At 61.0% G+C, this 14,173-nt stretch carries 14 protein-coding genes and 1 pseudogene; 7 read left to right on the forward strand and 8 right to left on the reverse strand.

Annotation, left to right across the window (positions count from 1 at the left end; all coding sequences use genetic code 11):
• Positions 1-178: 178 nt before the first annotated feature.
• Both betB and betC read right to left on the reverse strand, forming a co-directional pair.
• A complete protein-coding gene (gene betB / locus N7E02_RS20640) occupies positions 179-1,642 on the reverse strand; it encodes a betaine-aldehyde dehydrogenase (RefSeq protein WP_286579473.1) in 1,464 nt (487 codons plus the stop codon).
• A 25-nt stretch (positions 1,643-1,667) separates the two neighbouring features.
• Entirely contained in the window at positions 1,668-3,185 is a 1,518-nt protein-coding gene (gene betC / locus N7E02_RS20645) for a choline-sulfatase (protein ID WP_286579474.1), read from the reverse strand.
• Positions 3,186-3,408: 223 nt separating this feature from the next.
• Here betC and N7E02_RS20650 point away from each other — a divergent pair, with 223 nt between their 5' ends.
• From N7E02_RS20650 to N7E02_RS20660, 3 genes are all read left to right on the forward strand, one after another.
• Positions 3,409-3,960 (forward strand): HdeD family acid-resistance protein, encoded by a 552-nt coding sequence (locus tag N7E02_RS20650; protein WP_286579475.1) that lies wholly within the window; start codon positions 3,409-3,411, stop codon positions 3,958-3,960.
• A 172-nt stretch (positions 3,961-4,132) separates the two neighbouring features.
• Complete coding sequence (locus N7E02_RS20655) at positions 4,133-5,938, forward strand: bifunctional diguanylate cyclase/phosphodiesterase (protein ID WP_286579477.1); 1,806 nt, start codon at positions 4,133-4,135, stop codon at positions 5,936-5,938.
• A 77-nt stretch (positions 5,939-6,015) separates the two neighbouring features.
• On the forward strand, positions 6,016-7,029 hold the full coding sequence (locus N7E02_RS20660; RefSeq protein ID WP_286579479.1) for an NAD(P)H-quinone oxidoreductase: 1,014 nt from the start codon (positions 6,016-6,018) through the stop codon (positions 7,027-7,029).
• A 7-nt stretch (positions 7,030-7,036) separates the two neighbouring features.
• Here N7E02_RS20660 and N7E02_RS20665 read toward each other — a convergent pair whose 3' ends face one another.
• Genes N7E02_RS20665 through N7E02_RS20675 form a run of 3 tightly spaced genes read right to left on the reverse strand, consistent with a single transcriptional unit; the run spans position 7,037 to position 8,873 of the window.
• Complete coding sequence (locus N7E02_RS20665) at positions 7,037-7,609, reverse strand: hypothetical protein (protein ID WP_286579481.1); 573 nt, start codon at positions 7,607-7,609, stop codon at positions 7,037-7,039.
• A complete protein-coding gene (locus tag N7E02_RS20670; protein ID WP_286579483.1) occupies positions 7,606-8,547 on the reverse strand; it encodes a YcxB family protein in 942 nt (313 codons plus the stop codon). The genes N7E02_RS20665 and N7E02_RS20670 overlap by 4 nt, the downstream gene beginning before the upstream one ends.
• The gene (locus N7E02_RS20675; RefSeq protein ID WP_286579484.1) at positions 8,496-8,873 is read right to left on the reverse strand and encodes a hypothetical protein; all 378 of its coding nucleotides are present in this window, start codon (positions 8,871-8,873) and stop codon (positions 8,496-8,498) included. The genes N7E02_RS20670 and N7E02_RS20675 overlap by 52 nt, the downstream gene beginning before the upstream one ends.
• Before the next feature lie 627 nt (positions 8,874-9,500).
• Here N7E02_RS20675 and N7E02_RS20680 point away from each other — a divergent pair.
• On the forward strand, positions 9,501-9,647 hold the full coding sequence (locus N7E02_RS20680) for a DUF1127 domain-containing protein (RefSeq protein ID WP_092997469.1): 147 nt from the start codon (positions 9,501-9,503) through the stop codon (positions 9,645-9,647).
• Between the two features lie 82 nt (positions 9,648-9,729).
• Here the strand turns inward: N7E02_RS20680 and N7E02_RS20685 are convergent, their stop codons facing one another.
• Complete coding sequence (locus N7E02_RS20685; RefSeq protein ID WP_286579486.1) at positions 9,730-10,467, reverse strand: DUF3750 domain-containing protein; 738 nt, start codon at positions 10,465-10,467, stop codon at positions 9,730-9,732.
• 90 nt (positions 10,468-10,557) lie between these two features.
• On the opposite strand from N7E02_RS20685, the pseudogene N7E02_RS20690 reads away from it, so the two are divergent.
• Together N7E02_RS20690 and N7E02_RS20695 are read left to right on the forward strand one after the other, a co-directional pair.
• Positions 10,558-11,564: pseudogene (locus N7E02_RS20690) on the forward strand (asparaginase).
• Positions 11,565-11,639: 75 nt separating this feature from the next.
• Positions 11,640-12,263, forward strand: coding sequence for a glutathione S-transferase family protein (locus N7E02_RS20695; protein WP_286579487.1), 624 nt, complete (start codon positions 11,640-11,642; stop codon positions 12,261-12,263).
• 4 nt (positions 12,264-12,267) lie between these two features.
• On the opposite strand, the gene N7E02_RS20700 is transcribed toward N7E02_RS20695, so the two are convergent.
• Positions 12,268-12,555, reverse strand: coding sequence for a hypothetical protein (locus N7E02_RS20700; protein WP_286579488.1), 288 nt, complete (start codon positions 12,553-12,555; stop codon positions 12,268-12,270).
• A gap of 28 nt (positions 12,556-12,583) precedes the next feature.
• Here N7E02_RS20700 and N7E02_RS20705 point away from each other — a divergent pair, with 28 nt between their 5' ends.
• Positions 12,584-13,474: a LysR substrate-binding domain-containing protein gene (locus N7E02_RS20705; protein WP_286579489.1), complete on the forward strand. Its 891-nt coding sequence runs from the start codon at positions 12,584-12,586 to the stop codon at positions 13,472-13,474.
• 10 nt (positions 13,475-13,484) lie between these two features.
• On the opposite strand, the gene N7E02_RS20710 is transcribed toward N7E02_RS20705, so the two are convergent.
• On the reverse strand, positions 13,485-14,132 hold the full coding sequence (locus tag N7E02_RS20710) for a glutathione S-transferase family protein (protein ID WP_286579490.1): 648 nt from the start codon (positions 14,130-14,132) through the stop codon (positions 13,485-13,487).
• Positions 14,133-14,173: the final 41 nt, after the last annotated feature.

The following is a 14,173-nucleotide window of genomic DNA, read 5'->3' on the forward strand; positions in this document are numbered from 1 at the left end:
CGCGGACTTGCTATCCTCTCCCGCAAGGGGAGAGGTAAACTCGTGGCCCCCTCTTGCTCGAAGCGAAGGCGGCTTGTGGCACCCTGCCTCTCCCCTTGCGGGAGAGGATACGAAGGCCGGGTGAGCAAAGCGAACCCTTGGCCGAAGTTGGTAAGGGGTAAGCCCCACCGGGTACCCCTCAATACGGCGCCTCGACCTTGCCCATTCCCACATAAACCGTCTTCAGCTCGGAGTAATGCTCCAGAGCCGCGAGCGAGTTCTCCCGCCCGAAACCTGACTGCTTTGACCCGCCGAACGGCATTTCCACCGGGCAAAGATTGTAGGTGTTGATCCACAGCGTCCCGGCCTCGAGCTGGTCGACAACCCGGTGCCCGCGCGTCAGATCCGCGGTGAACACGCCGGCCGACAGGCCGAATTCGGTGGCGTTCGCCCGCGCAATCACCTCGTCCTCGTCGTCGAAATCGAGCACGCACATCACCGGCCCGAAGATCTCCTCGCGCGCGATCGTCATCTCGTCGGTCACGTCGGCAAATACGGTCGGTTGGATGTAATAGCCCTCGCCGGTGACATCGTTGGGAATGCCGCCGCCGGTCAGAAGCGTGGCGCCTTCCGCTTTGCCCTTGTCGATATAGCTCATCACCTTCTGGCGCTGGTCGAAGGAAATCAGCGGTCCCATCTGCGTCGCCTCGTTCATCGGCTCGCCGATGACGATCTTTTCCGTCCGGACTTTAAGCCGCGACAGGAACTGGTCTTTGATCTTCCGCTGCACGAAGACGCGCGTGCCGTTGGAGCAGACCTGACCGGTCGAATAGAAATTGCCGAGCATCGCGCCGCCGATGGCACTGTCGATATCCGCATCATCGAACACGATCAGTGGCGATTTTCCGCCAAGCTCCATCGTCACATGCTTGAGGCTTCCGGCTGCCGCTGCCGCCACCTTGCGGCCGGTCGGCACGGAGCCGGTCAGCGAAACCTTCGCGACATCGGGATGATTGACGAGAAGGGGGCCAGTCGCGCGGTCGCCCTGGATGACATTGAACAGGCCCTTCGGCAGTCCGGCCTCGATCAGGATCTCGGCAATCTTCAATGCGCCGAGCGGCGTGTTTTCCGAAGGCTTGAACACCATGGCATTGCCGGCGGCGAGTGCGGGCGCACCCTTCCAGCAGGCAATCTGCTGCGGATAGTTCCAGGCGCCGATGCCGACGCAGACGCCGAGCGGCACCCGCTTCGTATAGGCAAAATCGCCGCCAAGCGGGATGTATTGTCCGTTCATGCCTGCCGCGATCACGCCGCCGAAGAATTCGAAACTGTCGGCGCCCGAGGTCGGGTCGGCAACGATCGTTTCCTGGATCGGCTTGCCGGTATCGAGCGTCTCGAGTTCGGACAGCGCGCGATTGCGCTCGCGCATGATCTCGGCGGCTCGCTTCAGGATGCGGCCGCGCGCCGTCGGGCTCATCGCCGCCCATTCCGGCTGGGCGCGTTTCGCCGCCGCGATCGCCTGTTCGACAATCGCGGGCGTTGCCGCATGCAGCCTTGCGACCACCTCGCCGGTGGCGGGGTAAAGGCTCTCGATGACGGTACCTGCAGTGTCTTCCACATATTCGCCGTCGATGAAGTGGCTGGCTTTCGGCTGTGCTTTCATGGTCATTCTCCGCATTCCCCGCGCGTCATTCGCCCCGAGGGTAGCGCTTGGATTCTTCAAGGTTATCAAGGTTCATGTGGTTGCGCATGTAGCGCTCTGAGGCTCGTTGCAAGGGCTGGTGGTCCCACGGATAGTAGGCGCCATTTCTCAGCGCCTCGTAGACAACCCACCGCCGCGCCTGGCTTTCGCGCACGGCGGCGTCGAAGGCGCCCATGTCCCAGCGCTCCTCCCGCTGCTTGCGGAACATCGCCACGACGTCGGCGAAATCCGGATCATCGGCGAGGTTCGTCAGCTCCTGCGGATCGGCCTCGAGGTCGTACAGCTGGTCCGGGTCGAGCATGCAATGGATATATTTCCATTTTCCCGAGCGGATGCCGACGAGCGGGGAATAGGAAGCCTCTGCGGCATATTCCATCAGCACCGGCGATGTGCGCTTCCCGCCGTCGATGACCGGCTTCAGGCTCTCACCATCCGTCCAGGGCGCGATCTCGGCCATGGAAATGCCGGCGAGGTCACAGAGTGTCGGCGTCACGTCGAGATTTGAAACCGGCGCCTCATGCAGGGCAGGGGCGACCTCCGGCCCGGCGATCATCAATGGCACGCGCGCCGAGCCCTCGAAGAAGTTCATCTTGAACCACAGCCCGCGCTCGCCCAGCATGTCGCCATGGTCGGAGCAGAACAGGATGTAGGTGTTGTCCAGCATCCGCGTCCGGGTCAGCGTGTCGATAAGCTCGCCGACCTTCTCGTCGATATAGGAAATGTTGGCGAAATAGCCTTGCCGTGCGCGGCGCACATGCTCGTCGGTGATCGCGAAGCTCGCATAGTCGCAGGAACCCAGGATGCGCTTGGAATGCGGATCCTGATCGTCGAGCATGCCGACCTCCGGCATCAGGTGCTTGCAATCGTTATAGAGGTCCCAGAATTTCCGCCGCGCCACATAAGGGTCGTGCGGATGGGTGAAGGACACGGTCAGCGCCCAGGGGCGTCGCTCCGCGTCGTCACTCTCGCGCGACAGATGGTAGAGCTTCTGGTTGGCGAGGAAGGCGACCTCGTCGTCATATTCCATCTGGTTGGAAATCTCGGCCACGCCCGCGCCGGTCACCGATCCCATGTTGTGATACCACCAGTCGATCCGCTCGCCCGGCTTGCGATAATCCGGCGTCCAGCCGAAATCGGCGGGGTAGATGTCGGTTGTCAGCCGCTCCTCGAACCCGTGCATCTGGTCCGGCCCGACGAAATGCATCTTGCCGGAAAGCGCCGTGTAGTAACCGGCGCGGCGCAGGTGATGCGCATAGGTTGGGATGGAGGAGACATATTCGGCGGCATTGTCATAGACCTGCGTCCGTGACGGTAATTGCCCGGCCATGAACGAGGCGCGGGCCGGGGCGCAGAGGGGCGAGGACGTGTAGTTGTTGCGGAACCGTGCCGAGCGTGCCGCCAACGCTTTCAGATGCGGCGCATGCAGCCAGTCCGCCGGACCATCCGGAAACAGCGTGCCGTTCAGTTGGTCGACCATGATGATGAGGATATTCGGGCGGGACATGATCGCGGTCGACTCTCTGATGGCGGAATTGGCGTCGTACCGAGTTATTTTTGATCGCGCTCTGGATCAAGCGGTGATTGCGAACAGCGCTGTTCCAAAAGCGCGCCATTGACGCCGGTCAAGGTCGCACCAAATCCGATCCGCGATATTCGAAACGTCCAAGCCGCCTGCTGGCGGGCGGCGATAGCTTCATTCTCTGGTTCACGGTTTAGGAGGAAGTGTCATGGTTCTCGGTCTGGATACGCCCCCGGTTTCGACGCTGCGGGACAAGTGGGGCTGGTTTCTCGCGCTCGGCATCCTGCTGATCGTTTTCGGCTTCATAGCCTTTGCAAATCTGTTCGCTGCCACTGTTGCATCGGTTTTCTACATCGGCATGCTGATGCTGATCGGTGGCTTCGCCTATCTCTTTCATGCCTTCCAGGTCAAAGGCTGGGAACATACGCTGACTTGGGTGCTGAGCGGCATCCTTTACACGGTCGCGGGCTTTCTCGCCTTCTGGAACCCTGCGTTGACCGCGGTCGTCCTGACGCTTCTGATGGCGGTCGCGCTGATGGTGGCGGGCATTTTCCGCATCTGGGTGGGTATTCGCATGCGCCCGCATCGGGGATCGGGCTGGATCGTCGCTGGCGGTGTCATCACGGCTCTTGCCGGTCTGATCATAGCCCTCGGCTGGCCGGTCAACAGCCTCCTCGTGCTTGGCGCGTTCCTGGCGGTGGATCTGATGATCCAGGGTTGGGCGATGGTTGCCTTAGCGCTCGCCGCCCGACAGGCATGAGGCGTGGTGAGGCTGTGCTAATTAATTGAATATTAAGCACAACCTCGCCGACCGTCACAAAACCTTCATACGAACTTCATAGACGAGCAACGGATTGTTGAGAGGTTGTGCGCCAGTTTTCCCACATCTTTATGGGGGCTTTGCAGCCTGCCTTGCGTTGGAGTATCGCGTGATGTCGTCTGCTGCCGTTGTTGAGCCGGAAATTGTCCGGCGTTATGCGGGCGATCAGCTTGTCAGTCTCGGAAAACTGGTGCTGGAGAATGCTTTCCAGCCCATCGTCGAAGTCGCGACGGGTACGGTCTTCGGTTACGAGTCCCTGCTGCGCGGCCATGAGCGGATCGGCTTTTCCTCGCCGCCGGAACTGCTGGACGAAGCCGAAGGCTCCGGCCAGCTTCTGGCGCTTGAACAGATGATGTCGGGCCGCGCGCTCGCCAAGTTCGCCACGCTGCCGGATTTCTCCTCCGCCACGCTGTTCCTCAATCTCGATGTCCGGCTCATCCCCCAGGGGCATGAGTTTTTGGAGCGGGTATTGCACCACCTGCGCGCGGCCCACATCGCGCCGTCCTCCGTCTGCTTCGAATTCTCCGAGCGCTTCGACAATACCAGCGTGCCCGAGTTTGCCGACCTGGTGAGCGAGATGCGCAAGGCGGGCTTCAAGCTCGCCATCGACGATTTCGGCGTCGGCCATGGCGAGATGAAGCTGCTCTGCGACTACCCGGTCGATTATTTGAAGATCGACCGGCATTTCGTCTCCAATATCGAGGCGAGCCCGCGCAAGCGCCATCTGGTCAAGAGCATCGTCAACATCGCCCATGTCCTTGGCATCCGCGTCATTGCCGAGGGCATCGAGACCGAGGCGGATTTCCTCGCCTGTCGCGAATATGGCGTCGATCTGGTCCAGGGCTATTTCGTTGCCAAGCCGACGACATTCACCTCGGAACTGCAGCATTCATTTCATCATCTTGCGGATATCGGCCGGACACGCCGCTCCAGCCAGTCGCTCGACGAAATCCTCATCCGCAAGCAGATCGAGAAACTGCCGACGGTGTTCGAGAACGACGCGATCGACTCGGTCTTCGAACTCTTCCGCCGCAACCCGCGCCAGGCCTTCTTTCCGGTGCTGAATGCCAATGGCGAACCGCGTGGCGTCATCAACGAATATCACCTGAAGGAATTTATTCATCAGCCTTTCGGCCGCGACCTTTTGAAGAACAAGGTCTATGAGCGCTCGATCGCCCATTTCGTCGAGCGTGCGCCGATCATCGGCCTCGATGCCGAAGCGGAAGAACTGATGAGCCTCTTTGCCAATATGGAGAACAGCGCCTGCGTCATCCTGACGGAAAACATGCGTTATGCTGGCGTCGTGTCGGCCGCCTCGCTCATCAAGGTCGTCAACGAGAAGCAGCTGAAGATCGCCCAGGACCAGAACCCGCTGACCAGCCTGCCGGGCAACCGCGCCGTGCGCGATTTCATGCAGGAGGCCGGCCGCGACGACGGTCAGTCGCGCTTCTTCTGCTATTGCGACTTCGACAACTTCAAGCCTTTCAACGATCACTACGGCTTCCAGAAGGGCGATCACGCCATCTCGCTCTTCGCCGCCCTGATGAAGCGCTACTTCTTCTCCGAGGAACATTTCCTCGGCCATATCGGCGGCGACGATTTCTTCATTGGCGTGCGTGACTGGACGCGTGAGGAGATGGAAGAGATCCTGGAACGCCTGCTCGGTGATTTCCATGACGATGCGATCGAACTCTATTCCGAGGAAGAACGCGCCGCCGGCAAGATCCGCGGCCACGACCGTTCCGGCCGCGAGCGAGATTTCCCGTTGCTGCGCTGCTCGATCGGCGTTCTCGAATTGCCCAAGGACCTGCTGCTCGACGATATCGGCCGCATCAGCGTGGAGATCGCAGCGGTCAAGGCGAGCGCCAAGGAGAGCGAAGGCGGGCTCGTGTTCTCGACTTTCGGCGAGACAAAATGACAGAGCGGCTTAACGCCGCCTTTCTAAAACTAGCGGCCTGACCTAAGTCAGTGGCTTCACGCTGACAGGAGTTCTCCATGCCGCTTTCCCCCGCGACGCTTCCCGCTGACATGCGCCATGTCGACCTGCCATCCTTCGGTGCGCCCGAGGTGATGAAACTTGCCCGGGGTCCGCTGCCGAAGCCGCGCGCTGGAGAAATCCTGGTCAAGGTCGAGGCTGCAGGCGTCAATCGCCCGGATGTCGCGCAGCGTCAGGGCAGCTATCCACCGCCGAAGGACGCAAGTCCGATCCTCGGGCTCGAGATCGCCGGCGAGATCGTGGCGCTCGGCGAAGGCGTCACCGAATTTGCGATCGGCGACAAGGTCTGCGGCCTCGCCAATGGTGGCGGCTATGCGGATTATTGCGTCCTCCCGGCCGGTCAGACACTGCCCTGGCCAAAGGGCTATGACGCCGTAAAGGCTGCAGCCGTGCCGGAAACCTTCTTCACCGTCTGGGCCAACCTCTTCCAGATGGCCGGCCTCACCGAAGGCGAGAGCGTCCTGATCCACGGCGGCTCGAGCGGCATCGGCACGACCGCGATCCAGCTCGCCAAGGCTTTTGGCGCGACCGTCTACACGACGGCGGGCTCGCGCGATAAATGCGAAGCCTGCGAAAAGCTCGGTGCGACGCGGGCGATCGATTACAAGTCGGAAGATTTTGCCGAAGTGGTCAAAAACGAGACCGGCGGCAAGGGCGTCGATGTCGTGCTCGACATGATCGGCGGTGCTTATTTCGAGAAGAACCTGGCGGTGCTTGCCAAGGACGGCTGCCTGTCGATCATCGCTTTCCTCGGCGGCAACACGGTCGAGAACGCAAACCTCACGCCGATCATGGTCAAGCGCCTGACGGTGACCGGCTCCACCATGCGCCCGCGCACGGCGGAAGAGAAACGCGCCATCCGCGACGATCTTCTGGCTCAGGTTTGGCCGCTCCTGGAACAGGGCAAGGTCGCGCCGGTAATCCATTCGGTGCTGGATTTCGGTCAGGTCGTCGAGGCGCACCGATTGATGGAAACCAGCAGCCATGTCGGCAAGATCGTGTTGAAGCTTTAAGCCGGGCTCAGTCTGCGTCCTGACGGAACGAGGCGAGCATGGCCATAGCGTCGCGATGACGTATCTCGCCAGTTTCGCAGGTCTTGCAGCTCACCTGCACCTTCCAGCCACCGATGATGGTATCGGCGAACAGGCCCGATTTCATGTTGTGGCGGGCGTCGGTTTCGGCCACGTACCAATCGCGCGGACCGATCCTCATCGGCGCCAGCAGGCGACGGAATTCGGCGTCCTTGCTGGTGGCGATGCGCACCGCGCGCATGCGGAAATAGCGTGCCATAGGCGCTGCATAGAGCGCTTCGAGGCTTTCGGCATCCCGCGCGTCGCCATGATGCTCCGGGAAAAGCACCACGCGGCAGGTCTCCAGCGTGTCGTTCTTGCAATGCTCGGTCTCACAGGCGATCTCGACGATGAGGCGGCCGTTGTCGCCCTTGCGTGTATCGCGTTTTTCCTCCAGCACCCAGCCGGGCGGCAGCGTAAAGGAGATGCCGTGATCGAGCGTCAAAGCGGCGGTATCCGTGGCCTCAGCCGATCCGGCTGCCAGCAGGAGGTAGGTCAGCAAAAGGACAGCCATGCTCTTCATGGGTTCTTCCCTTCGCTCACGCCTTGGCCGACCCGCTCGCGGAACAGCGTTTCGATGGCCGGGATCTTGTCCGACGGAAAGACACGCTTAGGGTAGGTGAGCACGGCGCCCAGCCGTATCGTCAGGAAAATGTGGTCGGGCGAGATCCTGACCCTGCGGATGGCTTTCCACGGAATGAACATGCGGATCGCGGTGCCATCGTCCAGGAGCCCGTTCTCGCCGATCACGACAGTGCTTTCACCAAGTCCTGCCGCCAACATCTGGTCGGCATAAAACCGGGCGCCCCAGCGACGAAACGTTGAATTGAAAGCGGCAAAGCCGGCCATCACCGCGACTGCGACCAAAGCCGTTTTCCAGAAAGTCGTCATGAATAGTTCGAGATAGATCGGCCATGCGATCGCAAGCGGCAGCCGATCCGGATCGATTAGCCAACCGATCAGATAGAATGCCGGGGTAAGAAGGCTGAGTGCAGCGGCGATAGCTAGGAAAGTCCTGATGCGATGCATCCTCCAGGCCTGGCTGTTGCCGGTCTCCTCCACCGTGGCTACCAGCTCGTCGCGGCTGGAGGTGAATGTTTCCGAACGCGCGATTTCTGCGCCTTGGAGTTCCGGCGCGATTGCGAGGTTTGCAGGCAGGCCTGCCGCTGTGCGCAGTTCATTCCATTCTAGTATCGCCTCGATCTGTTGGGCGGAGAGATCGTACTTGGGAATGGTAATGCACAACTCGTGCATATGGCCGACGAAGCACAGCCATCCATTCTCGTCCGTCAGCGTCAGATTGTCGTGCCACGGCTGTAGCTGGGCCATCCCATCCGCTTCGATAAGCGTGATTCCTTCGCCATCGAAGCGGAAGCTGACGGCGCGCTGGCCTGTCTCGCCAAGCCGCGTCAGATAGCGGCGGTATTTCCCCGCTTGCGCCGGGCCACGCCCCTGGCCCACAAAAGGTCTGCGATCGTCGCTGCGACCAGCAGGAGCAAGATGGGTAGAATGGCGGCGATCGCGGAACCCGTCAGAAAGACCTCGACGCCGCGTTCGCGAATGTCGTCATATAGAAAGAAGCCGAGGGCCAGCACGAAGAACAGCCAGAGCCAAATCCACATGACAGCACGGGCTTTGACCTTGCCTTTGCTGCGCACACCATAGGCAACCTCCTGCATGACCAGCGCTTGCACCCTGTCCTCGATCGTCTGGGTGATGGCAATTTCGAGCGGCGGCAGCGTTTCACGGGCCTCGGTCGGGTCTCGGCGAACGGTCGGAAGTTTCACGGCAGGCCTGTCGTGCAATGGCGGGATGGCCCGTAATGTAGAGGGAGAGAAAGGGATGTCCAGCAAGAGCAGGGAAGAGAATCAGGCTCGATCGCTTGCGTATGCTAAAACGTGCCGTGAGCTTTGCAACACACGTATTTCGCGGTTCGGTTACATATCTTGCCTTGCGAAAGGCGCCTTTCGCTCCTACCTTTTAGTCATCGTCAACGTAGTGAAAGGAAGGTGATCCAATGTCTAATGAGATTTCGGTCTGTGTTTCGGGCAATGGAAAGGTGGTTTTGACGAGGCAGCCCTCGGCTTAAACCTTATCTTCCTGTCGGACCGTCTAGAGGCGGCCCGGGTTCGTTGAACGGACTAGATTTCATGGAAGGGTCGCTCTGGCGGCCCTTTTCCTTTTGTGCGTCCGATATGGTCGCGACGATTTTGACGAAGATCCCTTCAGTCTATCCGCAGTCGATTGCCTTAACTTTGATCGAGATCAGTTCGACCTATGCGAATTGCACATAGGTGCGCTGACAAACGCGTGCTACGCCAGCAATGCATCCTGAGGTATAAGAAAGCCATCGAAGCAATGAAGGCGCCAAGGACTGGCCGCCGGCTTCGAAAACCCAGGAAAGGGGGACTATCATGAACGTAGCACGCACCTTCACCAACTGGCGCAAGTATCGTCAGACGGTTGCCGAACTGGGGCGCATGACGCCGCGTGAGCTGACCGATATCGGGGTCGACCCGAAGAACATCCGTCACTTTGCACGGACCGCCAACGGCCTCTGATCAATAGATAGGCAATCTACTCTGTAAACGCCCGCTCTGCCGCGGGCGTTTTGCATTTTCGGGATATGTCGCGGCCTGCAGATCAGACCCCGATCCGCCCGAGCGCCGGCACTTTGACGCCGGGCTGGGCGAAATCGAGCCCCGCGACGAGGCCGAGGAAATGCACTTCTATGCCGCTGCGCTGACCGATGGAAAAGCCGACAAGGCCGCGCAGCGTCACATGCAGGTCGCGCCAGTCGTCGTCGAGATGGATGAACTCGCCGTTCGGCAGGTAATCGCGCCCGACCGCATGGGGCGGCAGCACCGCGCCGAGTTCCGGCACGGTCCTAAGCACATAGGCAACGAAAGTGTTGGAGTTCGGTCCGGGCCAGATCGTATAGCCGCCCGGCTCGGCATAGGGATAGGCGGCGATCGCGCCCTCGACCTTCGGGATCAGCAGTTCCGCCTTCGCGCCGCGGATCTCGGCCACCATCTGCGGCATGTTCGAATACCAGTAGGCATCCGCCTCCCGGTGGTTGCGGCGTATCGGTGAACCCCAGCCCACCTTGTCGTAGCGGGTATAGGCGGAAGCGCCCTTTTCTTTCGTCACGATCCAGGCATGGCTGGCGACGGAACCCTTCAGCCCACCGGTCATCGCCGAGAAAATGTAGATCGCCGCTTCATCGCTTTCATCGGCCTTCGGGAGGATGCCGGCCGACGTCCAGCGTGCTTCGCTCCAACGGGACGGGTGTTCTCCCATTGCCCAAAGCCCTGCCGAAGCAAAGGTCGGCAGCAGGTAGACGACGAAAATGACGATCAGCAATCGCTTTACCGATTTCATAAGTATTTCCCGTGCAAGTAATGGGCGAACAAGCTAAGAGGCTGCCACCGTTTCTTCTTGTCATTCAAGCCAGCAAAGCCAGGACTGACCATGCAAAATCCCGTTACCGTAGAAGTGACCCGCGGCAATCTCGTTGAAAGCCGCCACAGGGGATTGGGCGTGGTGGTCGATGGTAGCGGAAAGACGGTGTTTTCCTTCGGCGATGCTGACGCTGCCGTCTTCCCGCGTTCCTCCTGCAAGGCGATGCAAGCCCTGCCGCTGATCGAAAGCGGCGCGGCTGATGCCTATGGCTTCGGTAATGCCGAACTCGCCTTCGCCTGTGCCTCCCATTCCGGCGAGGACCGTCACGCGGAAATGGCGGCCTCCATGCTGGCCAAGGCAGGCCGCGACGTCTCGGCGTTGGAATGCGGCTCCCACTGGGCCTTCGAGCAGCAGTCGCTCATCCATCAGGCCCGCACGATGGACGCGCCGACGCAGCTCCACAACAATTGTTCCGGCAAGCATGCCGGCTTCGTCTGCACCTGCGTTCATTCCGATGCGCCGGTGGCAGGCTATGTCGAATATGACCATCCGCTGCAGCGGGAAATCCGCGATGTCATGCAGAGCTTGACCGGTGCCGTGCTCGGCGCCGACAATTGCGGCACCGACGGCTGCTCGATCCCGACGTATGCCGTGCCGCTCAAGGGCCTTGCCCACGGCTTCGCCAAGATGCTGACCGGTGAAGGTCTCTCCCCTCGCGTGCAAAGGCCTCGCGTCGCCTGATCGATGCCTGCATGGCCGAGCCCTTCTACGTGGCCGGCACCGGCCGCGCCTGCACCCAGCTGATGGAGCTTGCGCCCGGCAAGATCTTCGCCAAGACCGGCGCCGAAGGCGTCTTTGTCGCGCTTCTGCCGGAGCAGGGGCTTTCCATGGCCGTCAAATGCGAGGATGGCACAACCCGTGCCGCCGAGGCGATGATCTTCGCCCTGATCGCCCGCTATTTCGAAAAGGGCGGTGAGATTGAGACCAAGCTGATGGGCATGGCCAACCGGCAGATGAAGAACTGGAACGGCCGCCATGTCGGTGACGTCAGGGTCACCGACGCCATGTTCGGCTGATTGCGCGGATCGGCATCGCCCGGACTGGTCAGCGGCTCATGCCGTGTTATGACTGGGGAAGCAGGGAGGATACCGATGAACACGCTCTATTTCTCGCCCGGAAGCTGCGCACTCGCCAGCCACATCGCGCTGGCCGAATCCGGTCTGCCCTATGAGGTGAAGAAGCTGAACTTCGCCGAGAAGGAGCAGCAGGGACAAGCCTATCTGGCGATCAATCCGAAAGGCCGCGTCCCGGCCTTGGTGACGGAAGAGGGTGCCGTGACCGAGACCGTCGCCATCCTTGCCTATATCGCCCAGATGGCGCCCGAGGCGAAACTGGCGCCGCTTCACGATCCCTATCTGTTTGCGAAGATGCAGGCCTTTAACGCCTATATGGCGTCCACCGTTCATGTGGCCCATGCCCATGGAAGGCGCGGCTATCGTTGGGCCGATCAGGAATCTTCGTTCGACGACATGAAGACCAAGCTGCCGCAGGTGATGACCGAGTGCTTTCGCCTGATCGAGGACGGCATGCTGGAAGGCCCCTATGTGCTCGGTGAGCACTATTCCACCGCCGATCCCTATCTTTTTCTCATGTCTGGCTGGCTGAAGAGCGACCGGGTGGAGATCGCGGATTTTCCGCGCGTCCATGCCCATTACCGCATGATGCTGGAACGACCCGCCGTGCAGAAGGCATTGGCGGAAGAAAAGGCGGCTTGAAGGTTCAGGCGCAGCGCGCGAGCGGCATTGGTCCTTGCTGGTCGGCGCTTGCCTCTACTGCCAGGGGCAGGCCGGGCAGGGGAAGGTCTGCAAGCTCGCGCAGATCCATGGCGCATATGTCCGGATGATCGAACGCATCCGGGGCGGGACGACCCGTAGCCAGGAGCAGATCCGTAATCCGCGTCCGCAAATTGAAGAAAATCTTGAGGGAGTTCATCTCTAGCACCTCACAAATGCCGGTTTCATTTGCACGGTGAATATGGGAGGTGGCGGGTGTCCAGACAATCGACATTCTCAGTTTGCCGTTATAGGTTTTCTATATGAGCAATCTGAACCTGGTTCATCTCAACGGCCTCAGGGCGCTGGAAGCAGTGGCTCGTCTCGGCTCGCTGCAGGCAGCGGCCGATGAGCTTGGCGTATCGATTGGCGCCGTCAGCCAGCAGGTCATCAAGGCGGAGGCGCAGCTCGGCCATCCCGTCTTCCAGCGTCTGGCAAAGGGCATGGTGCCGCTCGATAGCGCCCGGCCCATGCTTGCGCGGCTGACCGAGGGATTTCGCAACCTGTCAGAAGCGGTCGCGATCGGCCGGCCGCGGGACGAAAAGCTCCTGACCATCTCCGTCGCCCCGGTCTTCGCCGCGCGTTTCCTCGTCCATCGTCTCGACCGCTTTACAGCACTGCATCCCGATATTCGTTTGAGGATCGATGCGACGACGGCTATGGCGGATTTCGTTGCCGACGGCGTCGATCTCGGCATTCGCGTCGGCGCGGGAAAATGGCCGGGCGTCGATGCCGAGTTGCTTCTGCCCCAACTCGTCTTCCCCGTTTGTACACCTGCTCTCGCCAAAGAGCTGAAGGAGCCCGCAGATGTGCTGAAGCTGCCGGCCATCATCGACGGACCGGCGATGTTTTCATGGGATGTGTGGCTTCACGCAGCGGGTCTTGAGGGCCGGCTGATGCAAGCACGCCACGTATTCAGCGAGGCATCGCTCTGCCTTGACGCGACGATGGCGGGCGAGGGGGTGATGCTCGCCTGGCAAACCTTGGCGGGCTATGCCCTGAAAGAGGGCAAGTTGGTCGAGCCTTTTTCCATTCGCGCCCCCACTGGCTTCGGGCACTATTTCGTCACGCCCTCCGGACTACGCCAGTCAGCCAAGGTGAAGGCCTTTCACATATGGCTGACTGGCGAGCTGGTAGATCTCCAGCCGGATTAAGCTTGGGCAATCACGCCGGTTCGGCGTTGCGCTTGGCCCACATGGAGCGATAGGCCGGGCGGCTGGTGCAGGTCTCGTACCAGGCCTTCAACGCCGGGCGGCTGTCGAACAGGGCGTTGTGGCCGCGAGCATAGCGCAGGATTTCCGCGACATTGATATCGGCCGCGGTGAAGCGGTCGCCGACCATGTAGTGGGTGGTCGTCAGGTGCTTTTCCAGAACGTCGCAGGGGCGTTTCAGCAGACGGGCGGCAACCCCGATTTCGGCCTCGCCTTCGACTGTATCAGCCTTGGTGGACTGGATCTTGAGCGCCGGCGTCTCGACGCTTGTTGCGGCAAACAGCGACCACTGCACCATCAGCGCCTCTTCCTCGACATCCTTCGGCCCCAGATCGCCACCGTATTTGCGGGCGAGATAGAGGCAGATCGCCAGCGACTCGTGCAGCACGAAACCGTCGTCGTCCATCGATGGGATCGAGCCCATCGGGTTGATCGCCAGGAATTCCGCCGACAGCGTGTTGACCGGGGCTCCAGCCGCCATCGGCTCGTCGAGCCGGTAGGCCTGCATGATCGGCACATGCTCGAACGGCAGGCCGATTTCCTCGACGAGCCAGAGCGGCCGTGTCGCACGCGAACGATAAACCCCGTAGATTTTCAGCATCAATATCTCCCTCGTGATATGCGCGCGAAGCTAAAGCGGTT

Source organism: Terrirhizobium terrae (assembly GCF_030323265.1).
GTDB lineage: Bacteria > Pseudomonadota > Alphaproteobacteria > Rhizobiales > Rhizobiaceae > Neorhizobium.